Annotated in this window: 22 protein-coding genes; 9 read left to right on the top strand and 13 right to left on the bottom strand. The window is 72.4% G+C overall.

Going from position 1 to position 22852, the window contains the following annotated elements; genetic code table 11:
- Positions 1-18: 18 nt before the first annotated feature.
- Positions 19-921, bottom strand: a complete 903-nt coding sequence (locus FU792_RS00910; protein WP_022923294.1) for a DUF5926 family protein — start codon at positions 919-921, stop codon at positions 19-21.
- 38 nt (positions 922-959) lie between these two features.
- Here FU792_RS00910 and FU792_RS00905 point away from each other — a divergent pair, with 38 nt between their 5' ends.
- Entirely contained in the window at positions 960-2072 is a 1113-nt protein-coding gene (locus tag FU792_RS00905; protein WP_022923295.1) for a 3-hydroxyisobutyryl-CoA hydrolase, read from the top strand.
- A gap of 54 nt (positions 2073-2126) precedes the next feature.
- Positions 2127-2996, top strand: coding sequence for a prolipoprotein diacylglyceryl transferase (gene lgt, locus FU792_RS00900; RefSeq protein ID WP_022923296.1), 870 nt, complete (start codon positions 2127-2129; stop codon positions 2994-2996).
- A 51-nt stretch (positions 2997-3047) separates the two neighbouring features.
- Here the strand turns inward: lgt and FU792_RS17555 are convergent, their stop codons facing one another.
- The 7 genes from FU792_RS17555 to FU792_RS00870 form a co-directional block, all read right to left on the bottom strand.
- Complete coding sequence (locus tag FU792_RS17555; protein WP_238706019.1) at positions 3048-3527, bottom strand: glutamate ligase domain-containing protein; 480 nt, start codon at positions 3525-3527, stop codon at positions 3048-3050.
- Entirely contained in the window at positions 3434-4615 is a 1182-nt protein-coding gene (locus FU792_RS00895; protein WP_238706018.1) for a Mur ligase family protein, read from the bottom strand. The genes FU792_RS17555 and FU792_RS00895 overlap by 94 nt, the downstream gene beginning before the upstream one ends.
- Positions 4616-4677: 62 nt before the next feature.
- The gene (locus tag FU792_RS00890; protein ID WP_237739956.1) at positions 4678-6669 is read right to left on the bottom strand and encodes an alpha-amylase family protein; all 1992 of its coding nucleotides are present in this window, start codon (positions 6667-6669) and stop codon (positions 4678-4680) included.
- 68 nt (positions 6670-6737) lie between these two features.
- A complete protein-coding gene (locus tag FU792_RS00885; RefSeq protein ID WP_022923299.1) occupies positions 6738-7601 on the bottom strand; it encodes a carbohydrate ABC transporter permease in 864 nt (287 codons plus the stop codon).
- A complete protein-coding gene (locus tag FU792_RS00880) occupies positions 7598-8794 on the bottom strand; it encodes an ABC transporter permease subunit (protein WP_022923300.1) in 1197 nt (398 codons plus the stop codon). Before FU792_RS00880 ends, FU792_RS00885 begins: the two co-directional genes overlap by 4 nt.
- Complete coding sequence (locus tag FU792_RS00875) at positions 8791-10125, bottom strand: ABC transporter substrate-binding protein (protein ID WP_337587836.1); 1335 nt, start codon at positions 10123-10125, stop codon at positions 8791-8793. Before FU792_RS00875 ends, FU792_RS00880 begins: the two co-directional genes overlap by 4 nt.
- Before the next feature lie 156 nt (positions 10126-10281).
- Entirely contained in the window at positions 10282-10857 is a 576-nt protein-coding gene (locus FU792_RS00870) for a SprT-like domain-containing protein (RefSeq protein WP_022923302.1), read from the bottom strand.
- Between the two features lie 54 nt (positions 10858-10911).
- On the opposite strand from FU792_RS00870, the gene FU792_RS00865 reads away from it, so the two are divergent.
- A complete protein-coding gene (locus FU792_RS00865; RefSeq protein ID WP_022923303.1) occupies positions 10912-11298 on the top strand; it encodes a DUF6394 family protein in 387 nt (128 codons plus the stop codon).
- A gap of 18 nt (positions 11299-11316) precedes the next feature.
- Positions 11317-13098, top strand: coding sequence for a potassium channel protein (locus FU792_RS00860; RefSeq protein ID WP_022923304.1), 1782 nt, complete (start codon positions 11317-11319; stop codon positions 13096-13098).
- A 30-nt stretch (positions 13099-13128) separates the two neighbouring features.
- Here FU792_RS00860 and FU792_RS00855 read toward each other — a convergent pair whose 3' ends face one another.
- Complete coding sequence (locus FU792_RS00855; RefSeq protein ID WP_161600172.1) at positions 13129-13656, bottom strand: DUF3806 domain-containing protein; 528 nt, start codon at positions 13654-13656, stop codon at positions 13129-13131.
- Between the two features lie 64 nt (positions 13657-13720).
- Here FU792_RS00855 and FU792_RS00850 point away from each other — a divergent pair, with 64 nt between their 5' ends.
- The 3 genes from FU792_RS00850 to FU792_RS00840 all read left to right on the top strand — a co-directional run bounded on the left by FU792_RS00850 (position 13721) and on the right by FU792_RS00840 (position 16874).
- On the top strand, positions 13721-15703 hold the full coding sequence (locus tag FU792_RS00850; protein ID WP_022923306.1) for an acyltransferase family protein: 1983 nt from the start codon (positions 13721-13723) through the stop codon (positions 15701-15703).
- Positions 15704-15753: 50 nt separating this feature from the next.
- Positions 15754-16257 carry a DUF427 domain-containing protein gene (locus FU792_RS00845; protein WP_022923307.1) on the top strand — a complete coding sequence of 168 codons (504 nt, stop codon included), beginning with the start codon at positions 15754-15756 and terminating at the stop codon, positions 16255-16257.
- Between the two features lie 137 nt (positions 16258-16394).
- Complete coding sequence (locus FU792_RS00840) at positions 16395-16874, top strand: hypothetical protein (RefSeq protein ID WP_022923308.1); 480 nt, start codon at positions 16395-16397, stop codon at positions 16872-16874.
- Positions 16875-16981: 107 nt separating this feature from the next.
- Here FU792_RS00840 and FU792_RS18280 read toward each other — a convergent pair whose 3' ends face one another.
- Together FU792_RS18280 and FU792_RS00830 are read right to left on the bottom strand one after the other, a co-directional pair.
- Positions 16982-17827: a transglycosylase family protein gene (locus FU792_RS18280; RefSeq protein WP_022923309.1), complete on the bottom strand. Its 846-nt coding sequence runs from the start codon at positions 17825-17827 to the stop codon at positions 16982-16984.
- Between the two features lie 208 nt (positions 17828-18035).
- Positions 18036-20087, bottom strand: coding sequence for an ElyC/SanA/YdcF family protein (locus tag FU792_RS00830; protein WP_052327687.1), 2052 nt, complete (start codon positions 20085-20087; stop codon positions 18036-18038).
- A 128-nt stretch (positions 20088-20215) separates the two neighbouring features.
- On the opposite strand from FU792_RS00830, the gene FU792_RS00825 reads away from it, so the two are divergent.
- Positions 20216-20785, top strand: coding sequence for a dienelactone hydrolase family protein (locus FU792_RS00825; RefSeq protein WP_022923310.1), 570 nt, complete (start codon positions 20216-20218; stop codon positions 20783-20785).
- 70 nt (positions 20786-20855) lie between these two features.
- A complete protein-coding gene (locus tag FU792_RS00820) occupies positions 20856-21194 on the top strand; it encodes a hypothetical protein (RefSeq protein WP_237739957.1) in 339 nt (112 codons plus the stop codon).
- Positions 21195-21211: 17 nt separating this feature from the next.
- Here FU792_RS00820 and FU792_RS00815 read toward each other — a convergent pair whose 3' ends face one another.
- Together FU792_RS00815 and FU792_RS00810 are read right to left on the bottom strand one after the other, a co-directional pair.
- The gene (locus FU792_RS00815; RefSeq protein ID WP_022923312.1) at positions 21212-22420 is read right to left on the bottom strand and encodes an ATP-binding protein; all 1209 of its coding nucleotides are present in this window, start codon (positions 22418-22420) and stop codon (positions 21212-21214) included.
- Between the two features lie 145 nt (positions 22421-22565).
- Entirely contained in the window at positions 22566-22841 is a 276-nt protein-coding gene (locus FU792_RS00810; RefSeq protein WP_022923313.1) for a WXG100 family type VII secretion target, read from the bottom strand.
- Between the last annotated feature and the right edge of the window lie 11 nt (positions 22842-22852).

Genomic DNA, 22852 nt, shown 5'->3' with positions numbered 1-22852 from the left:
CCTCGCCCTCGACCCGCGTCAGCGCAGGGTGACCTGCCGGGAGACCAGCGCGCTGCGGGCCCGGCGCTCTGCGTCGGTGAGCGGCTCGTCCTGCGTCAGCGCCGCGTCATACCTGCTCTGCAGCGCGGCGAGCGCCTCCGCGTGGTCCTCCGCGGCGCTGTCCGCGGGCACCTCGAGCACCGGGACGAGCACGCCGCAGGCCCGGAAGGCGCCGATGAGGTCGGTGCCCTCACCGAGCGTGTGCTCGCCCGCCGCCTGCAGCCGGGCGAGCGCCTGCAGCGCGGTGTCCTCGTCCTGGCCCAGGACCCAGCGGATGTAGGAGCGGCCGGACATGTGGCACCAGTAGGCCGTCGGGGCGCCCTCGACCCGCGTCATGGGGACGGCGGTCTCGTTCATCTGCTCCAGGGCGGCGGTCATCTCCTCGGTCGCGTCCTCGCCGAGCCAGAAGCCGAAGTCGTCGTGGACCTGCACGTCCAGCTCCTGCCCCTCGGGCAGCACGTCCTGGAGCCGGGGGGTGTCGGCCGTCGCGGGGCGCACCGAGTTGACCGAGGTGCCGGGCTCGCTGGCGAGCGCGGTGAGCGCCGAGGCGACGATGTCGCGGGAGGCGTCGCCGCTGGAGGTCCGGGACTGCAGCGCCACCAGAACCTCGCCGGAGTCGCGGTGGATCGCGGGCATCGCCGCCGGCAGCACGGTCACCAGCGTGACCGGGTGGTCCCCGGCCTTCACCTCGGTCCCGGCGACGGTGGTGCCCTCGGGCACGCTCAGCGTGACCTCGGCGGAGGCGGCGGGCAGGATCTCGCGCATGGCCACCCACTCGCTCTCGCCCGCGAGCCCGTCGAAGGGGCGCGCGACGAAGGGTGCGGGACGCGCCTTCGGGGCGCTCTGACCGGACTGGCGCTTCTTGCGTGATGCCTTACCCATAGCCGGGGAGTCTACGTGCGCCGTGAGAGCCTCGGCGCATGCGCGACGACGACGTCTCCCTGTCCTGGCAGCCGGCTCGCGGTCACGGCGAGGAGGTCCTGTATGCCCTCGACGGGCCGCTCGGCCGGGTCCGGCTCAACCGGCCGCGCGCGATCAACGCGCTCGACCGGGCCAGCATCGACTCGCTGCTGCAGCAGCTGCGGGACTGGGCGCAGGACGAGCAGGTGGCCGCTGCCGTGATCGACGGCGCCGGCGAGCGCGGGCTGTGCGCCGGTGGCGACGTGCGCGCGCTGCGCGAGGCGGTCCTGGGCGGTCGTGAGCAGGAGGCGGTCGACTACTGGGAGGCGGAGTATGCCGTCGACGCCCTTGTCGCGTCCTACCCCAAGCCCTACGTCGCCTGGATGGACGGCATCGTCATGGGCGGCGGGGTCGGCGTCTCGGCGCACGGCTCGGTCCGGCTCGTGACGGAGCGGACCCAGCTGGCCATGCCGGAGACGATCATCGGCTTCTTCCCCGACGTGGCCGGGCTGCACCCGCTCTCCCGCGCGCCCGGAGAGACCGGGACGCACGTCGCGCTGACCGGTGCGCCCGTCGGTGGGGCCGACGCCGTGCTCCTGGGGATGGCCGACGCCCTCGTGCCGTCCGCGGCGAAGGCGGACCTGCTCGCCGCGCTGCGCGAGGACCCCACGCTCGACGCCCAGGCGCTCGCCGCGGCCGTCGACGCCAGCCACGACAGCAGCCCGGACTCCCCGACCGGACACCCCTCCCGTCCGGACCCCACCTCCTGGTTGGAGCAGCAGCGCGGCTGGATCGACCCCTGCTACGCCGGTGAGGACGCCGCCGCGATCCTCGGCCGGCTGCGCGAGCGGCCCGAGCCGGAGGCGCAGGAGGCGGCAGAGCAGATCGCCGCGCGGTCGCCGCACTCGGTGGCCGTGGCCCTGGAGGCCCTGCGCCGGGCCGCGACGATGAGCGTCGAGGAGGTGCTCGAGCAGGATCGGCGGCTCGGGCCGGTCTTCGCGACCCACCCCGACTTCGCCGAGGGCGTCCGTGCCCAGCTCGTCGACAAGGACCGGCAGCCCCGCTGGCAGCACGCCTCGGTCGCCGACGTGCCGCGCGAGGAGGTGCTGGCCGCCTTCGGCGACCGCCCCTGACCCGCCCGGCCGGTCGGGGGGAGCGCGTCCAGCCGCGCCCGCTAGGGTCGGCGGGTGCCGCTCCTGACCCACCTCTCCCACCTCTCCGCGAGCTCGGCCGGCGAGGACTCGCCGCTGCGGTGGGAGGACCTCGGGCTGACCCAGGGCATCGACCTGGGCTTCTTCACGGTGCGCTACTACGCGCTCGCGTATGTCGTCGGCATCCTGCTCGGCTACTGGCACTTCAACCGCATGTCCAAGGCCCCGGGCAGCCCGATCACGCCGCGTCAGGTCGACGACCTCATGATCGGTGTGATCTTCGGCATCATCATCGGCGGACGCCTCGGCTACGCGACCTTCTACAACCCCTCGCTGTGGACCTCGTGGGAGATCCTCATGCCCTGGAACGGCGGCATGAGCTTCCACGGCGGTCTCATCGGTGTGCTCGTGGCGATGGCGTGGTTCTGCTGGCGGCAGAAGCTGCCGCCGCTGCGGGTCACCGACTACATCGCGGTCAACGTGCCGATCGGCATGATGCTGGGCCGCATCGCGAACTTCGTCAACGGCGAGCTCTGGGGTCGCCCCAGCGACGTGCCCTGGGCCATGGTCTTCCCGGGCGCCGGCGAGGAGCCACGGCATCCCAGCCAGCTCTACGAGGCGGCGCTCGAGGGCGCGCTGCTCATCGTCGTGCTCTTCTGGCTCTTCTGGCGGACCCGCGCCCGGTGGCGGCCCGGCCTGCTCGCCGGGGTCTTCGCGATCGGCATCGGCCTGGCGCGCTTCGTCGTGGAGTTCTTCCGCGAGCCGGACGCCCAGCTCTCCGAGTTCGCCGCCGCCACCGGTCTCAACATGGGCCAGTGGCTGACCATCCCGCTGGTCGTCGCCGGTCTCGTGCTCGTGGTGCGCGCGCTGCGGCGGCCGGAGGTGGAGCAGGTCACGGTCCCGTAAGAGTCGTCACCCTTCACGACTGCCACGGGACGCTCTGCTCGGCACAACCCCTCAGTCCCGCTCGCGACGCCGCGCCGCGAGCGCGCGGCGGGCCTCTTCGATCTCCTCCCACGGCACCAGCTCGGTGCCACGCTCCATCGTCTCCTCCGGTCCCTTGCCCGCGAGCACGACGGTGTCGTCGGCGCCGGCCTCGCGCACGGCATACCGGATCGCGTCGGTGCGGTCACCGATCGAGACGAAGTTGTCCCGCCCGGCCTCGCGCGCGCCGCGCTCCATCTCGTCCAGGATGTCCTGCAGCGGCGTGGTGCGGTGGTCCTCCTCGGTGAAGACGACGCGGTCGGCGTGCCCGGTGGCGACCCGCCCCAACGGTGCCCGCTTGGAGGGGTCCCGTGGCCCGCCTGCCGATCCGAGCACGACCCAGAGCGCTCCCCGCGTCGTCACCCGCACCGTCGCCAGCGCCTTCTCCAGGCTCGGTGGGGTATGTGCGAAGTCGACGATGACGCGCGGCTCGCCGTCGCGGCGCTCGACCATCTCCATCCGCCCCGCGACCCGCCGAAGCTCGCCAGCCCCGCGACCAGCTCCTCGAGCCCGACCCCCGTCGCCGCGACCCCGGCCATCGCGGCGAGCGCGTTGGCGACGTTGAAGCGCCCGATCATCGGCAGCCGCGCCGCCGCGCTGCCCTGCGGCGCGTGCACCGTGAAGGTGATCGCGTCCGGGCCCTCCTCGACGTCGGTCGCCCGCCAGTCGGCGTCGTGACCCTCGGCGGAGTAGGTGCTCACCGTGCCCCCGTCTGCGGTCGCGAGCGGCACGAGCTGGTCGAACCACGGGGTGTCGTCGACGTTGAGCACGCCGTGCCGCGCGCGCTGCACCAGCCGCGCCTTGTCCGCGAAGTACTGCTCCATCGAGCCGTGGAAGTCGAGGTGCTCGCCGGTGAGGTTGGTCCACACGGCGACGTCGTAGTCGACCCCGCGCACCCGGTCGAGCGCGAGGGCGTGGCTGGAGGACTCGACGACCGCGTCGCTCGCCCCGGCCTGCACCATGTCGCGCAGGATCTGCTGGACCTGTGGCGCCTCGGGCGTGGTGAAGTGCGAGGGCGGCTGGCGCAGCACGCCGTCGGGCAGCTCGTAGCCGATCGTGGACAGCAGCCCGGTCGGCCGGCCGCACGCGCGCAGCAGGTGCAGCGCCAGGCAGGAGGTCGTCGTCTTGCCGTCGGTCCCGGTCACGCCGATGACGCTCAGCGCGTCGCTGGGGCGACCGGCGATCGCGGTGGCGGCATCGGCCAGCGCCGGTCGCACCGCGTCGACGCGCAGGTAGGGCACCGGGCAGGTGGCGCCCTCGGGCAGACCCTCACCGATGACGGCGACCGCGCCGCGCGCGACGGCGTCGGCGATGAAGGTGTGCCCGTCGAAGCGGGCGCCGCGCACCGCGACGAAGGCGTCGCCGGGGTGGATCCAGTCGGCCTGGTGGCTGACGCCGGTCACCTCGATGTCGCCGAGGTCGCGGTCGCTGGGGCCGTCAGCGGCACGGTCGCCGTGGCCGTCGGAGTCGCGGTCGTCGGGGACGCCACGGCCCGCCCGGTCGTCGGCACCCAGGGTCGCGGCGAGGTCGCTCAGTCGCATGGCGTCACAGTATGCGCCCGGCCCAGGGACGACCGGCGCACCCGCCGCCGGTGCGTCGGTGGTCAGGGGCGGACGAGCCAGACCGGCTGGTAGGTAGAGAGGTAGAGCGAGCCGTCGGGCTGCAGGCTCGGCGGGTAGCCGTTGAGCGCGTCGATCGAGGCCTCCACCGGCAGACCCTGCTCGCGCAGCCACCAGCCCGGCACGCTGCGACCCTCGGCAGTGAGGTTGTAGAGCCCGACCATCGGCCCGACCGGGTGCCGGCGCAGGACGACGAAGACCGCCGGGTCCGGCGCCGCGACGACGGTGGCCCCGACGCTGGCGTGCAGGTGCGGCAGCGCGGCGCGGGCGGTGGCCAGGTGGCGCAGACCGGCGAGGACCCGGCCCTCGGGGGACTCCGGGTCGGCGTGCGCCGCGGCGAGCCGGGCCGGGTCGAGCCGCGGCCGGTGCACCCAGCGGTTGTCGTCGGCGTGCTCGGTGACCGTCGCCCAGTCCGCGTCGTTGAGGGTCGCGATCTCGTCGCCGGACCAGATGACCGGCAGGCCGCCGAAGCCGTAGACGATGGCGTAGCCGAGCAGCAGCCGGGCCACCGCGTGGTCGACCGCCACCTGGGCCTCCTCGATCGCCTCCTGCCCGACCGCCTCCTGCTGGCGGGCCAGCGCCTGCTCCAGCCCGGCGAGGCTCGCGGCGGCGCCGGAGATGCGCTTGTCCCCGGTCGCGGGGTTGTGCTGGAAGACCAGCCCGTCCGACCACGACCCCTCGAAGTCGCCGGAGTAGTAGTCCGACAGGAACGTCCGGTGGCCGTGCCCGTCGGCCATGACCGAGCGCGCGTCGTCGTCGTCGATCGCCCACCCGATGTCGTCGTGGCATCGCAGGTAGGTGATCCAGGCCGTGCTGGCCGGGACGACCGGGAAACGGCCGAGCGCGTGCGTGGCCAGCCGCGCGTCCGCGCTCGCCAGCATCGACCAGATCTGCACCATGAGGCTGTTGTGGTAGGCGAGGTCGGACACCTTGCCGTGGTGCCGCCCCTGGCCGAGGTAGTGAACGACCTCGTTGGGCCCGACGATCGCCTCGGCCTTGAAGATGAGCGCCGGGGTGGCGATCCGCGCGAGCGATCGCAGCGCCTGGGTCAGCTGGTGCACCTCCGGCTCGTTCTGGCAGGAGGTCCCCATCCGCTTCCAGATGAAGGCGATCGCGTCCAGGCGCAGGATCTCCACGCCATGGTTGGCGAGGAAGAGGATGACCTCGGCCACCTCGGCGAAGACGTCGGGGTTGTCCCACGCGAGGTCCCACTGGTAGCTGTTGAAGGTGGTCCACACCCACCCGTCCAGCTCCTCGTCGAAGGTGAAGTTGCCGGGCGCGAAGTCGGGGAAGACCTCGGGCAGGGTGCGCTCGTAGGCGTCCGGGACCTCGCGGTCGGGGTAGACGTGGAAGTAGCGCCGGTAGCGCTCGTCCCCCGCGCGGGCGGCGCGGGCCCACTCGTGCTCGGCGGCGACGTGGTTGAGCACGAGGTCGAGGCACAGGCTGATCCCCCGCGACCGCAGCTCGGTCGTCAGCTGGCGCAGGTCGGCCATCGTGCCCAGGTCGGAGCGGATCGCGCGGTAGTCGGCGACCGCGTAGCCGCCGTCGTTGGGCGCCGGGCGGGGCTGCAGCAGCGGCATGAGGTGCAGGTAGCCGACGCCGAGGTCGCGCAGGTGGTCGGCCAGCCCTCCCAGCGCGGACAGCGTCCCCTCCGGGGTGAGGCGCTCGGCATACCCGGCGTAGCCGACCAGGTCCGGGCGCTGAAACCAGTCGGGCTCGAGCGAGCGCCGCTCGTCGAGCAGGTGCAGGTCGTCCTCCCGCTCGAGGTATGCCCTCGCCGCCAGCTCGAGGGCGCGCGCGGCGAGCGCGGGCGGGTCGGGGTAGGGCGCCAGGCCGGCCACGAGCTCGTCGAGCCGGCGGGCGACGCGCAACGCGAAGGTCGTCCGGCGGTGCTCGGGCAGCGGCGCGAGGATCGCCTCGAGCCGGGAGCGGGCACCTGCCGGGAGTGCCACGGGCCAGGGGAGTTCCTGTGTCACGGACTCATCCCACCACACGACGAGGGCGGGGGTGCCGTGCGCCACCCCCGCCCTCGTCGTGCATCCGGTCAGCCCTTGACGGCGCCGCTCGTCATCCCGCGCACCAGGAAGTTCTGGAGCAGGAAGAAGACGATCATCGGCAGCACCATCGAGATGAAGGCGCCCGCGGTCAGGAGCTCGGCGCCCTGACCCTGGGTGCCCAGCAGCTGCTGCAGCTTGACGATCACCGTGGTGTTGTCGTTGGAGAGGAAGAGCTTGGCGATGAGCAGGTCGTTCCACACCCAGAGGAACTGCAGGGTGGCGAAGGCCGCCATCGCCGGCATGGCCATCGGGGCGACGAGCTTCCAGAAGATCTGGAAGTTGGAGCACCCGTCGATCCGCGCCGACTCGACCACGCTGAACGGCAGCGAGGACATGTAGTTGCGCAGCACGTAGATGCACAACGGCATACCGAAGCCGGTGTGCAGCAGCCAGACCGCGAGGTACTGTCCCGCGATGCCGATGCCGTTGGGGCCGAACAGGTTGAGCAACGGCTGGAAAGCCACGTGGATCGGCACCACCATCACCGCGACGATGATGATGAACAGCGTCTCCTTGAAGCGGAACTGCAGGAAGGTGAACGCGTAGGCCGCGAAGGCGGCGAACATGATCGGGATGATCGTCGCCGGGACGGCGACGACGATCCCGTTGAGGAAGGCGTTGCCCATGTCGGCCTGCTGGAAGACCTGGACGTAGTTGTCCAGCGTCCAGGAGGTCCCGAACGGGTTGATGATCGCCGACCACCAGCCGCTGCTCTGCGCGTCGTCCCGGCTGCGGAAGCTGGTGACGAGCAGACCGAGCGTGGGCAGCGTCCACAGGATCGCCAGCACCAGCATGGTCACCATCGAGAACGGGCTGCGCTGGCGCCCGTCCTTGAGTCGTCCGGCGCTCATCGCATGGCCTCCTGCTTGCGGAAGTCCCTGACCTGGTAGATCAGGATCGGAATGATCGCGACGAGCAGCACGACGATGAGGGCGGTCGCGCGGCCGGCGTCACGGTTGGTGAACATCTCCCGGAAGAACATGTTGGCGATGACGTCGGTCTCGTTGCGCCCGTTGGTGAGCACGTAGACGATGTCGAAGACCTTCATCACCAGGATGAGCACGGTGATGAAGACGGTGACGATCGTGCCCCAGATCTGCGGGATGACGACCTGCCAGAAGATCTGCCACTCCGAGGCGCCGTCGATCCGGGCGGCCTCGATGGTGTCCTCCGGCACGCCCTTGATCGCCGAGCTCAGCAGCACCATCGCGAAGCCGGTCTGCAGCCAGATGAGGATGACCATGAGCAGCAGGCTGTTGAGCCGGGCGGTGTCGATGTCGAGCCAGCTCTGCGGCTCTCCGCCGAACCAGTTGACCCAGATCGCGTTGAGCGCCGCGGTCTGCGGCGAGCCGGGCGGGTTGTAGCCGTAGACCGTGGTGAGCCAGATCGCCGAGGCCGCGACGAAGCTGATCGCCATCGGCATGAAGATGAAGCTCTTGGACCACTTCTCGCTCCCTGCCGAGAGCTTGTCGGCGAGCACCGCGACCACGACGCCGAGCGCCACGGTGATGGCGGGCACGATCGCGATCCACAGCAGGTTGTTGAACATCGCCGACCAGAAGTCGCTGCTCCGGAACAGGCTGGCGAAGTTGGCCCAGATGGGGTCGACGTAGGCGGTCGACGTGCGGTTGGCGAAGCTGTAGTGGATCGTCTGCAGCGTCGGGAAGAGCAGCATCAGCCCGATGAGGGAGAAGCCGGGCAGCAGGAAGGCGTACGGCATCACGCCGTGCTCCAGCCGCCGGGGCAACGCCTCGATCGCCATGTTGAGGAACCAGAAGAGGACGGCCGCGCCACCGACCCCGACCACCAGGCCCAGCACACCCATGAGGATCTTGCTGTCGAAGAACCACTGGGGGTAGTAGGCGAAGGCGAGGAACAGGTTGAGCATCAGCCAGATGGTGACGGCGATCCCGACGACACCGATGAGCAGCTTGACCGGCTGCAGCCCGGCGTCCGAGGGGCCGACCGCCTCCGGCACCCCGCCGGTGTCCGGAGCCTCGGGCACCTCCTCCCCGACGGGAGGGGTCGACGAGGTGGTGCTCACTGGTCCTCGCCCTCCTCGTCCATCGGCTCGTCGGACTGCGGCCAGCCGTTCTCGATCTCGTCCGCCATCTCCTGGGCGGAGGCCGAACCGCTCTGGAAGTCGACCATGCCGGTCCAGAACGAGCCGGAGCCGACCTCGCGCGGCATGACGTCGGAGCCGTCGTAGCGGAAGACGTCGGAGGTGTAGCCCATCTCGGCGATCTGGCGGGTGGTGTCGTCGGGGTAGAGCGAGGCGTCGAAGGAGGTGTGCGGGCTCAGCCAGCCGCCCGCCTGCGCCCAGGGACCGCCGAACTGGTCGGAGGCCAGGAACTCCATCACGGCCGCCGTGTCGGTGTCGTAGGAGAAGGCCGCGGCGAGGTCACCGCCACCCAGGATGGGCTGGCCGTCGTAGCCGTCCGCCGCGGGCGGGAAGGTGAAGATGCCCACCTCCTCGTCGAGGTTCTCCTGCACGTCCTCGGGGAAGAAGCCGGTGGCGAAGTTGCCCTGCCGCATGAGGTAGCAGCCGGGGTCCTCGTTGAAGGCCGGGGTCATCGCGTCGGCGAAGGGGGTGTTGAGGATGCCGCGCGACCCACCGAGCACGTCGTCGTCCGTGGCCAGCTCGCCGTAGGCCTGCACCGCCTCGACGACCCGCTCGTCGTTGAACGGCATGCGGTGGTAGATCCAGTCGTCGTAGACGTCCGGCCCGTGCAGCCGGAGCATGTACTCCTCCACCCAGTCGGTGCCGACCCAGCCGGTGGCCTGGTCGGACTGCCAGCCGATGCACCAGGGCGGCGTGTCCGTGTCCTCCTTGATCTGGGCGGCGAGCTCGTCGAGCTCCTCGAGGGTCGCGGGCTCGGCGTCCCAGCCGTTCTCCTCGAAGGCCTGCTTGGGGTACCAGACGATCGACTTCACGGCCATGCGCATCGGCGCGGCGTAGACCCGGCCGTCGTAGCGCGCCGAGTCGAGGAAGCCGTTGACCAGGGTGGACTCGATCTCGTCGTAGTCCAGCATGGAGTCGATCGGCACCAGGAGGCCTCGCTCGGCGAGGCTCAGCACGCCACCGGGCTGCGGGAAGAGCCCGATGTCGGGCAGGTCGCCGGCGTCGGCACGGACCTGGATGGTGTTGGTGAAGTCCTGGTCGGAGACGTACTGGACGTCGATCCCGGACTCCTCCTCGAACTCGGCCAGGGAGGCGTTGAACTGCTCCTCCTCGTCACCACCGAAGGCACCCAGGATGCTGACGACCCCGTCGCCCTCCTCCGGCTCGGCCCCTACGCCGCCGAACCCACCGCCGGTCGCGGCCTCGGGGTTCTGCAGGCACCCGGTGAGGGTCAGCGCTGCGGCCGCCGTCACGGCCGGCACCGTGGCACGTCGCCACCTCGTCGTCGCCACCATTGGCTCCCTTTCTGCTCCGTCCGTGCTCACGTGGCCACCTCAGGGCAGGGGCTCATCACACGCACAACTGCTCGGAACCTAACCCACACGCGCCCCCTGCGACACCCTTTCAGGTCACGCTTTGGTCACGGAGTAGACCAATTCGTCGCCCCGGGTGACGTGCACCTGACGTAACGTCAACGCTTCGAGCGAGCGCAGCGTCTGCCGCACCACCGGACCCAGCTCCGCGTGGTCGACCGCTCGCCCGTCGTGGGTCCACGAGATGACCCGCTGGAGCGGGGGCATACCCCGGCAGCGGGTGCACACGAGCACCCTCGTGGGGCGCCGGTGCCGGTGCACGACGTGCCCGGCCGCGCACCGCCCCTGCCACCGGCCGGCGACGGCCGGCCCGTCCGGCGCGGCGTAACACCGCTCACCGCTCGAGCCGATCGCCCGCGCCCGGGCCCGCCACACCGCGTCGTGCCCGTGGCCGGGCCCCACCAGGGCGTGCGCGATCTCGTGCAGCAGCGTCTCCCGCACCTGCGCCGGCTCGTGCGCCGCGGTGACGTGCCTGCTCAACGTGATGCGCCGGTCCTGCCAGTGGCACGCCCCCGCCCGGACCTTCGCCCGGTCCAGACCGAAGCTCCACCCGCGCAGCCCGTGCTCCCCCATCAACCTCCGGGCCAGCCGGCCCGCCTCCTCCAGATCCATACCGCACATCCTAGAAAGCAGCGCCGACAGACCTGCGGCGTTATCGTCGTGGGTGTGAATCTCGAGAAAGTCGTGTTCGGTTTCTTCGTGCTGCTCGCCGCCACCTTGAACTTCGGCTACGTCCTCGGCGACATCGACAACCCCAAGCTCCACAACGTCTACGAGCTGTACGCCGCGGTCGTGGTCAACATCATCGCGACCATCCTGAAGTTCGGCGACCGCACGCAGATCGGTGCCGTCCACCTGGCCACCTCGCTGGTGGCGAGCATCCAGCTCATCGTCGCCGCCCTCGTCTGGATATGGGCCCGGCACGTCGACCCCGGCGGCCTCACCGGCCAGCACATGAGCAGCGTGGTCTCCATCGCGGCCGGTGCCTTCCTGGCCAACGTCGTCTCGATCATCCTGCTCGTCGTCGAGACCGTCTCCTACCGCCGCCGCTGACCGGCACACCCGGCGCCCATGGCCAACCTCCTGCAGCTCCTCGGTCGCGGCAAGCCCGCGCGCCCGCGTCCGGACTCGCTGCGCCGCTACCGCGTCGACGTGCCGGCCGAGCTGCCGACCACCGACGCCGTCTTCATGGTGCTGCGGCGGATGCGGGCGCCGCTGGTCGTGCTCGTCAGCGTCTTCGCGATCATGACCTTCGGGCTGAGCACCATGCCGGGGACGGAGGAGAACCCGGACCGGCTGACCGTCTTCGACAGCTTCTACGTCATCAGCTACACGGGCCTCACCATCGGCTACGGCGAGGTGCCGCACGAGTTCAGCTACGCCCAGCGGCTCTGGGTGACGCTGACGATCTACGCGGCAGTCGTCGCCTGGTCCTACAGCATCGGCGCCCTGCTCTCGCTGTCGCAGGAGCAGACCTTCCGGCAGGCCATCCGGCTGCAGCGCTTCGGCCGCAAGGTGCGGAGCATCCAGAACCCCTTCGTCCTCGTCGTCGGCTACGGCCAGGCCGGCGAGGCGGTCTGCCGGGCGCTGGAGGACCAGGGCCGTGACTTCGTCATCCTCGACGAGGACCCCGAGCGGGTCCAGCAGCTCGCGCTCGACGGCTACTCCAGCGACCACCCCGGTTTCGCCGCCAGCGGGCGGGACCCGCGCATGCTCGGCCTCGCCGGGCTGGGGCACGACCACTGCGAGGCGGTGCTCGCGCTCACCGACAGCGACGAGACCAACCTGTCGGTCGTCATGTCGGTCAACCTGCTCCGGCCAGAGCTCATGGTCATCGCCCGCTGCAGCGACCGCGAGCACGCCCAGCAGATGCACGACTTCGCCGCCGACGTCATCATCAACCCCTTCGACCGCTACGGCGCCTACCTCGTCATGGCGCTGCGCCGCCCCGCCGGCTTCCGGCTGGCCTCCTGGCTGATGAGCAAGCGCGGCTCGGTCCTGCCGCACCGGCTGCACCACCTGACCGAGGGGCAGTGGGTCGTGTGCGCCGACGGCACCTTCGGCTTCGAGGTCACCCGGGACCTCGAGAGCGCGGGGCTGGACGTCATCCTGCTCGACCCCGCCGACGGGCGCCCGGACGTCTCCGACGCGGTCGGCTTCATCGCCGGTGCCGAGTCCGACATCGTCAACATGGCCAACGCGGCGCACGCGCGGATCGAGAACGACCAGCTCTTCATCGCCGTCCGGCAGAACTCCGCGACCAACGCCGCCCCGTTGCAGGCCTTCGACGCCGACTCGGTCTTCATCCCCACCGAGCTGCTGGCGCGCGAGGCGGTCGCCCGGATCACCTCCCCGAACTACTGGAGCTTCATCGACCACGTGCTGCACGAGGACGACGAGTGGGACCGTCGGGTGATGGACGAGATCGTCGCGGTCGTCGGCGACGAGACGCCGATCTCCACCCGGCTCGACCTCGACTTCACGGGCGCACCGGCGGTCGTCCGCTGGCTCACCGAGCACGAGCTCACCCTCGGGGACCTCGTCCGCGACCCGGACGAGCGCGACGTCCGGCTCGCCGTCTACCCCGCGGTGCTCGTCCGCGCCGGCCGCCGGATCTTCACCCCGGGCATGGACCAGACCCTCAAGGAGGGCGACACCCTGCTCCTCCTCGGCCGCGAGGTGGACCTGGCGGTCATCCGCTCCACGATCTTCCACGACGCCGCGGTCGAGTATGTCGCGACCGGTCGCGAGGTCGCGACCTCCTGGGTCATGCGGCGGGTCCAGAAGCTGGCGGGCCGCCCCAAGGACCCGGCGCCCCGCGCCCCGGTGCCCCCGCCCGACGACGAGGGCTGAGGGTCCGCCAGGGGACCTGGTCGACCGGGCTCAGCGGCTGCGCACCTCGACGATGTGCCCGACCACCTTCGGCACCCAGCCGCTCTCCCGCCGCATCCAGCGCACCGCCACGAGGTTGGCCGGCACGACCACGAAGTCGCCCGCGCAGACGGCCAGGTCGGTGCCGAAGACGTCGGTCACCACCTCCCAGGCCAGGTCGGTCCGGCGGTGCAGGTGCTCGCCCACGGCCATGGCATACCGCTCGACGATCTGGTCGTGGCCCCCGTCGCGCCGCTGCACCCAGGCCGCGAGCGCGCGGTCGAGACCGGCCCCGACGGAGGTGAGGTCGTCGACGTCCACCCCCTCGGCCTCCACCGCGGCGACGCCGGCGTCGATCCGCGCCCGCTCCGCCTCGTCGATGCGGCGCGACTCCGGCGTGAGGGGGAGCTCCTCGACGCTGCTCTCCCCCGGGTCCGGCAGCGCGCGCACCCGCGGCTCGTCCTGACCCGCCCGAGAGCGGCCGAACAGCTCGCGGACCCGGCCCAGCCGACCCACGCCACGGCCCTCTCGCTCACCCATTCGTGCAGCGTAGTGGCTGCCCGTAGGATGCGCGCTGACCGAGGAGAGGCGGGGCACCTTCCCCATGCGCGCAGACATCCAGACGCTCCGGGCGGTGGCGGTCGTCCTGGTGCTGCTCTGGCACGCGGGGGTCCCCGGGCTGACCGGAGGGTATGTCGGGGTCGACGTCTTCCTCGTGGTGTCCGGCTTCCTCATGACCCAGATCCTGCTCACCGAGGTGCAGGAGCAGGGCCGGCTGGACCTGCCACGGTTCTACCTGCGCCGGGCCCGGCGGCTGCTGCCCGCCGCCGGGGTGACGGTGCTCGGTGTGGCGCTGATCACCGTCGCGCTGCTCCCGGTCACCCGCTGGCGGGAGATCGCCGGGGACGTGGCAGCGAGCGCGGTCTACCTCGTCAACTGGCGGCTGGCGCAGCGCTCCGTCGACTACCTCGCGGCGGACTCCCCACCCTCGCCGCTGCAGCACTTCTGGTCGCTGGCGGTGGAGGAGCAGTTCTACTTCGTCTGGCCGGTCCTGCTGGCGCTCGTCGCGCTGGTGCCCGTGCCCCGGCTGCGAGCGGCCGGGCGGGTCGCGCTGCTGGCCGGCCTCCTCGGCGCACTCTCGCTCGGCTGGTCGGCGTGGCTGTCGGAGGCGGACCCCGGCGGCGCCTACTTCGTCACCACGACGCGGGTCTGGGAGCTCGCGCTCGGGGCGGTCCTCGCGTCGCTGTGGCCGTGGTGGGCGGCCCGAGCGACCGGACGCACGGTGGCGCTGGTCCTGGTCTGGGGCGGCCTGGCCGCGGTGCTCGCCTCGGCCTTCCTGCTCGACGAGGCGACCGCCTTCCCCGGGACCGCCGCGCTGCTGCCCACGCTGGGGACCGTGGCGGTCCTGCTCGGCGGGCCCTTCGTCACCGGCGGCACCCGCGGGGTGCTGGCCTGGAGCCCGGCGCAGCGGGTGGGCGACTGGTCCTACTCGCTCTACCTCTGGCACTGGCCGTTGCTCGTCGCGGCGGCGGGCCTCACCGAGGGCGGCGAGCTCGGCTGGCCGGTCGGGCTCCTCGTGGTGGGCCTGTCCTTCCCCGTCGCCTGGCTGTCCTACCGCTTCGTCGAGCAGCCCTTCCGCGGGCGGCTCCCGCGTGGCTCGGTGCGGGCCACCGCCCGCCGCCTCTCCCGGTGGGTCGTGGGGTATGCCGTCGCCTGCCTCGTCTGCGCCGCGGCGGTGGTGGCGTCGGTCCCGGTGCTCGGGCCCGGTGGTCCGCTCTCCCCCGCGGCAGCGGTGGAGCCGAGCCCGGCCGAGGCCCGGCACGATGCCTACACCCCGTTCTACGACGGCTGCGACACGCTCCCGGGCGCCGGGCGCGCGACCGTCTGCGTCGACGGGGACGTCGACAGCACCACCCGGGTCGTGCTCGTCGGGGACTCGCACGCGGCCATGTGGATGCCGGCGCTGGCCGCGGCCGGCGCCGAGCGCGGCTGGCGGGTGGAGCTCATGGCGCACACCGGCTGCCCGGCGGCCGACGTCATACCCATGACCGGGGAGCGGCCGAAGTGGATCTGCCGCGAGTGGCTGCAGGAGGTGACCGCCGCCGTCACCGAGGACCCGCCGGACCTCGTCGTCACCGCGCAGGTGCCGATCCCGCGGCTGTGGATCGAGGACGCGGTGGTGCCCTCGGCGCAGGTGACCGAGCCCATGGCGGCGGGGATGGTGCGCGCCTGGGACGGGCTCGGCGCCGGCGGGTCCGCACTGGCGACGATCCGGCCGACCCCGCGCTTCGACGTCGACGTGCCCGAGTGCGTCGCCGAGCACCCCAGACAGGTCGACCGCTGCGGCCGCACCGCCGCGCAGGCCCTGGCAGCGGTGTCGGGCCCGGTCGACCGGGCGCTCGCCGACGCACCGCAGGTGCTCGCGGTCGACCTGGGCGACCGGCTCTGCCCGGAGGGGTGGTGCCCGGCGGTCGACGACGGGGTGCTCGTCTGGACCGACACCAACCACCTGAGCCGCACCCGGTCCCTGGAGCTGGCCGCACCGCTCGGCGAGGCGCTCTCCGCGGCCCTGCCTGACCGCCGCTGAGCCGTGCGTCGGTTGGGCAGCGGCCCGTCCGCCGCCCTATGGTCGGGGGTATGCCTGCACCGACCGAGTCTGTCTGGGACTATCCGCGACCGCCCGCGCTCGACACGAGCGGCGGGGAGCACGTCGTGGTCCGGGTCGGTGGGCAGACGATCGCCGAGACCGTCGCGGCGATCCGGGTGCTGGAGACCTCACACCCGCCGACCTACTACCTCCCGCTCGGGGCCTTCGTCACCGGGACGCTGCAGCCGGCGCGGGACAACCGGCGCACGACCTGCGAGTTCAAGGGGTCAGCCACCTACTTCGACCTGGTCGTCGACGGGCAGCGGCTGAGCCGGGCGGCCTGGACCTACCCCGACCCGGCGCCGGGCTTCGAGGAGATCGCCGACTACGCCGCGGTCACCCCGGGGGTCGTGGACGGCGCGACGTCCCCCGACGACGGCTGCTTCGTCGACGGGGAGCGCGTGGTGCCGCAGGAGGGCGACTTCTACGGCGGCTGGATCACCTCGCGGGTGCAGGGTCCGTTCAAGGGCGGCGCTGGCACGCAGGGCTGGTGAGACCCCCGCGGTGACCCCGCGTGGGCGTGGGAGACAATGACTCCCCGCCCCGGCCCTCCCCTGTGATCACGTGGTCGCGGCGGCTTCCTGCCGTCCACGACGGACGGCGTCCCACCCGATCCAGGAGGATTCCACCGATGCGACGTGCCCTGACCGTGGCCACCGTGATGAGCCTGGCGGTCCTCACCGCCTGCTCGACCGACGACGAGAGCACCACCCCGAGCGAGACCCAGGAGGGCACGACCGCCAGCGAGGAGGCCGCGCCGGAGCGCGAGGTCGCCGACGACCCCGTCTGTCAGGACTTCCTCGCCGGTCAGGGCACCCCGCTGGACGAGCGGGCGGCCACCCAGCTGGAGGTCGTCGCCGCGGGCGACGACCTCGACCCGGTCTCCTTCTCCGAGGTGACCCTGCTCTCCGGGCGGCTGTCGACGCTCGCGGAGGGCGCCGACGGGGACCACGCCGCGCTGCTCGAGCGGATCGACGCCCCGCTCGCCGAGGTCAACGACGCCGTCGTCGAAGCAGGCACCCGCACCGAGGACGTCATCGACATCCCCGACGTCGACACCGCGGACGCGCAGGCCGCGCTCGAGGAGCTCGTGAGCACCTGCAGCGCCTGAGGCGACCCGGGTATGCCGGTGGCCCGGCCCCGCGATCCACGGGCGAGAGCACGTGGACGGCGGTGCCGGACCACTCAGCTGTCCCGCCGCTGCGGCGGGGAGGGCGGTCAGCCGAGGTGCAGGACCTGGCCCTCGAGGATGAGGTCGGGGTCGGCGATGTCGTTGGCGGAGACCAGCGCGTCGATCGAGACGCCGTGCGCGGCCGCGATCTTCGCCAGGGTGTCGCCCCGCTCGACCGTGTAGCTGCCGGCGCCCGTGGCGGCACCGCCGGCGGGGACGAGCATGACGTCACCGGCGTAGATCAGCGCCCCGCCGTGCGGCAGGTCGTTGATGCCGACGAGCTCGTGCACGGTCGTGCCGTGGTCGGCGGCGATGGTGCCGGTGGTCTCGCCGCGCTCGACGACGTGCTCGCTCAGGGCGACGGCCTGCGCCGGGGCGGCCGGCTGGGCCTGCTGCGGCGCGGCCTGCTGGGTCTGCTGCTGCGGCGCGGGCTCCGGCTGCGCGGGCTGCGCCGGGGCCGGCTCGGGCTCGGCCGGCTGCTGCGGCGCCGGCTCGGGCTGCGCCGGGGCGGGCTCGGGCTCGGCGGGGGCCGGGCCGCCCGCGGTGAGGCCGACCTCGACCGAGCACACCGGCCAGGCGCCGGGGCCCTGACCGGCCAGGACGTTCTCGGCGATGGCGATCTGCTGCTCGCGGCTGGCGAGGTCGGCGCGCGCGGCATACTGCGTGCCGCCGAAGCCCTCCCAGGTGCCCTGGGCGAACTGCAGGCCGCCGTAGTAGCCGTTGCCGGTGTTGATGCTCCAGTTGCCGCCGGACTCGCACTGGGCGACGGCGTCCCAGGTGGCGCCGCTGGCGGCCTGGGCCGAGCCGGCGGAGACGGTGCCGGCGAGCGCGGCCAGGCCGGTCACGGCGACGGCGGCGCCGAGACGGCGCGGACGAGTGGCACGGTGCTGCATGGGGTGAAACCTCACAGGGTGGAGTACAGGGGACACGGGTCGCAGGCTCCCCCGCGACCGCTCCCCACCGTGCGACAGAAGTCTGGACGCCACACCCACGTCACGGTCAGCCTCCGGTCAGGAACGCCCTCGGCATCGCGTTGACCAGCGGGGTCGCGCGCCCGCGTGAGACTCCTCACGTCGAAGGGCACCCTGGCCTCCGTGCGCCTCAGCCCAGGGGCGCGGCGGTGAGGAGCCAGGCGAGCGCACCGCTGAGCGTCGCGAGTGCCACGACCACCCCGAGATGGACCAGGCGACGGCGCGACAGCACACCCACGAACTCGCGCAAGACGGCGCTCGGGAAGAAGAACCGCGCGGTCGGCGCCCCGACGACCTGGGCCCGTATGTCGAGCTCGCGCGCGATGATCGCGGCCCGGAAGGCATGGAAGTTGTTGGTCGCCACCACCATGGGACCCTCGCGGCCCTCGGCGTCGAGCAGCTCGCGGCTCAGGGTGAGGTTCTGCTCGGTGCTCAGGGAAGCACGCTCCTCGCGGATGGCCTCCGGATCCACGCCCCGCTCCCGGGCATAGGCCGCCATCGCCTGCGCCTCGGGCATCGGCTCGTCGGACCCCTGCCCCCCGGACAGCACGAAGACCGGGGTATGCCCCTGCGACCGCTGCTCGTCGTACACCTCGACCCCACGGTCGATGCGGGCGCGCAGCAGCGGCGGAACATGCTCACCGAAGATGCGCGAGCCGAGCACGACGACGGCGTCCACGCCGGGTTCGACCGCACGGCGGGCATACACCTGGCCGTAGAGCAGGAAAGCCAGGAAGAGGAAGCCGAGGTAGCCCGAGACCGTGACCCCGGCGGCGCTGACGACCGCGAGCCAGGGCCAGCCGGTCCACCAGGCGAGCGCCACCCCGGCCAGCAGGGCGAGGACTCCCGCGACGGCGAGCAGCGCCAGCCCGTTGCCCAGGCTTGGGCCCTCGCGGCGCACGACCACGACCCCGAGCGTCAGCACGTAGCCGGCCAGCAGCACGCTGGCCCCAGCGAGCAGTGCGAGGAGGACGAGGCCGATCCCGAGGCCGACGCCGGGAGACACCGCTGCGACCGCGACGAACAGCATGAGGCCGAGGTAGACCGTCCCGCCGACGGCGAGGACGGCCGAGCTCAGCTGACGCGGGTCGACGGGGTCCGACCAGGGCGCCTGCGCGGTGCGCTCCCGCACGTCCGCCTGGAGCGTGCCGGCGGCATACCCCGAGACACCGCGCGTGTGCACGGCGAGGACGACGACGACGCTGAGGACCGCCCACGCCTGGGCGAGCGGCTCGAGGACCGGTCCGGCCACGGCGTCGGCGACCGCACGCAGCGTGAGATAGCCACCGCTGCCCACGAGGAAGCGGATCAGGACCTGGTGGGCCCTCGGGCCGGTGCCGTCCGGCCGGATCGTGCGCAGCAGCACCGCGCGCTGCCCCGGGGTAGAGCCATCGCGGAGCAACGGCCAGACGAGCAACAGCATCACGGCGCTGGCGATCCCGACCGTCACCCCGAGTGACGGCTCGAGCCGGCCCACCTCACCGCCCCGGGACAGCACCACCGCACGCACCGCGACCTCGACCGCGCCGGCCAGGAGCACCACCGCGACGACGTCCAGGACCATGCCGAGCAGACGCCGCGGCGGACGCACGGGGGCGGGGGCCGCGGGCTCGCGGGTCTGCTGGCCGGGCACCCGGGCGAGGAGCGGCACCAGGAGCAGACCGAGCCCGGCGCCGGTCGTGTTGGCGAGGAGGTCATCGACGTCGAAGACGCGGAAGCTGCAGGGATACACCCACCAGATCCCGGTGAGCTGGGTGAGCTCGATGCCGAGCGAGACGAGGAAGCCGGTGACCAGGGTGACCGCCCGGCCGGACCGTGCCAGGTGTCCCAGGAAGGCACCGAGGGGGACGAAGAGCACGACGTTGAGCACCACCTGCAGCAGTGCCCGGTCGGTCAGCACCCCGAGGCCGCTCGACCAGTCGATGTCGGCGAGGAAGCGCAGGGGAACCAGCTGGACACCGGCGGCCCCGCTGCACACCAACTCACCCGGCGCCGGCAGCGGGACGATCGTGTAGGTCCACAGCGCCATCGCGTAGATCACCCCGGCGGCGGCGAGCGCGGCCCGTCCAGGTCCGGCGGTGCCGCGGCGGTAGCTCCACGCGACGTAGGGGATGAGCAGGACGGGCAGCAGCATCGCCCCGATCAGCACGGCCAGCACCGCCGAGACTCCGAAGCCTTCCACGACGACCGGATCCTACCGGGGCGGGGCGCCGGCTCGACCGGCTCCTCGGGCTCGTGCGGGGCGGACATCAGCGCGAGCGCTAGCGTCTCGACCAGCTGACACCTGTCGATCGATCACTGGGGACACCGATGGCCGAGATCCTGCTCCACCACCACATCCAGGGCCTGACGCCCGGCGTGCAGGCCTTCGCCGACGAGCTGCGGGGCGCCGGGCATACCGTCCACACGCCGGACCTCTTCGAAGGGCGCACCTTCGACAGCATCGAGGAGGGCTTCGCCTTCGCGCAGGAGACCGGCTTCGACGTGCTCCGCGAGCGCGGCGCCGCCGCGGCGGAGGATCTGGGGCCCGGGCTGGTCCATGCCGGCATGTCCTTCGGGGTGACGATCGCGCAACGGCTCGCGCAGACCGACCCCGGAGCGCACGGGGCCCTGCTGCTGCACTCCTGCCTGCCGGTGAGCGAGTTCGGCGAGCGCTGGCCGGAAGGTGTGCCGGCCCAGATCCACGGCATGCAGGGCGACGAGTTCTTCGACGAGGACCTTCCTTCGGCACGCGAGCTCGCCGGGTCCACGCCGGTGGCGGAGCTCTTCGTCTACCCGGGGGACGCGCACCTCTTCACCGACAGCTCGCTGGCGGCCTACGACGCAGAAGCGTCAGCGCTGCTGCTGGACCGGGTGCAGCAGTTCCTCACCACTGTCTGAGGGCACGAGCCCGGACTGGCCCGAGATCCACCGGGTCCTGCGGCCGGGCGGCGAGTACCTCGCCCAGCACGTGGGGCCTGCCACGGCGTTCGAGCTCATCGAGTTCTTCCTCGGACCGCTCCCGGAGTCACGCCAGGGGCGTGACCCGGTCCACGAGGTCGCCGGTGCCGAGCAGGCCGGGCTGCGCGTCGACGACCTCCGCACCGCTCGCTGCAGGATGGTGTTCCACGACATCGGCGCGGTGGTGTGGACCCTGCGCACGTGCGTCTGGTGGGTGCCGGACTTCGACATCGAGCGGTATGCCGAGCCGCTGCGCCGTCTGGACGCACAGCTGCGGCGGGGCGAGCCCTTCGTCGCCCACTCCACCCGCCACCTGATGGTCGCCCGGCGCCCCGCGGTCGCGGGCTGACGTCCCGCCGACCGCGATCACGTGTGCTCGCGCAGGTACCTCCCGAAGTGGGGCACGGTGAAGGCGATGCGGCCCCGCTCGCCGGAGTAGATCAGCCCCTTCTTGAGCAGCGCGTCTCGGGCGGGTGAGAGCGACTGCGGCTTGCGGCCCAGGTGGGTGGCGATGTCGGAGGTCGCGACCGACTCGATGTCGTCCAGCTCGTCGCCCGAGTCCGCCCGCTCGGCGGCGAGGTCGGCCATCGCCCGGAGGTACTCCCGCTCCCCCGGCGTGGCCCGCTCGTAGCGGCTCCCGAAGAAGCCGACGGCCAGCTCGGCCTCCGCCTCGGGCCCGGCGACCCGGACGTCCTCGGCGCTGATCGGCGACTCCGGTGCCAGGTCCCACACCTCCTTGCCGTAGGCCTGCAGGAAGTAGGGGTAGCCGCCGGTCGCGGCATACATCGCCTCCAGCGCCTCGACGGACCACGCGGCGTCCTCGTCCTCCGCCGGCAGCTGCAGCGCCCGCTCGGCCTGCTCGCGCGAGAGCCGGTCGATGCGGGTGTAGCGGAAGAGCCGCTCGGAGTAGGACTTGCTCGCGGAGAGCACCGCGGGCAGGTGCGGCAGCCCGGCGCCGACGACGATCACCGGCAGCGCCGACTGGCTCAGCTCGTGACACGCCGCGCAGATCGCCGAGACGTCCTCGGGCTGCAGGTCCTGCATCTCGTCGATGAAGACGGCGACTCCCTTGCCGACGTCGGCCGCGAGCCCGCCCACGTCGGAGAAGAGCTCGACCAGGTCGATCTCGATGTCGCCGGAGTCGGCCCGTCCGGTGACGGCGGGAGCGTCGATGCCCGGGTTCCACCGGTCCCGTAGCTTGGCGCCCGGCTGGTCCTTCTGCGCGAACGCCTTGATGACGCCCAGCACGTGGTCCACCTCGTCGCCCTGCGGGTGCCCCAGCTCGCGCACCGCGACGTGCAGCGCGGCGGCCATGGGGCGGCGCATCCCCTGCTCCGGCCGCGCCTCGTACTTCCCCGTCCCCCACCGGCCGCGCACCGCGGTGCCCCGCAACGCGTTGAGCAGGACCGTCTTGCCGACGCCGCGCAGGCCGGTGAGCACCATCGAGCGTTCGGGGCGACCGCGGGCGATGCGCTCCAGCACGACGCCGAAGCGGTCGAGCTGCTCGTCGCGGCCGGCGAGCTCGGGCGGGCGCTGGCCCGCCCCAGGGGCATATGGGTTTCGGATCGGATCCACGACGGCACCGTATGCGCTTCTCTAGCGGATCCGGCAGAGACACGCAGACGAGGGCATCGTCACCGTCCCGACCCCGTGTCGACCCCGAGACACAGCGAGGGCCGGGGAGCGTTGCGCTCCCCGGCCCAGGCCGTCGACGAAGACGTCAGATGCGGTCCGACTCGCCGGTGGCGGCGGCCAGGTTGTTGTGCTGCGTCTTGATGTCTTCCTTGGCCTCGTTGAGCGCGTCGACGAGCTTCGGGGTCAGCGTCGGCTTGAAGGTGCCCCACGCCTCCCGGAACTTGTCCGAGTTGGCGCCGGTCCAGACCGTGCCGTCCAGCGACTTGGTGATGTCGTCGGAGACGCGCTGGATGTCCAGCGCCGAGGTGTCGAGCGTCTTGTGCAGGTCTCGCAGCGTAGCGAGTTCACCACCAACGGACATGATGTTTCTCC

This window comes from Serinicoccus marinus DSM 15273 (genome assembly GCF_008386315.1).
In the GTDB taxonomy this organism is placed as follows: Bacteria; Actinomycetota; Actinomycetes; order Actinomycetales; family Dermatophilaceae; genus Ornithinicoccus; species Ornithinicoccus marinus.
Note: the sequence above shows the minus strand (reverse complement) of the source record. Positions and strands in the feature narration are given on the sequence as shown.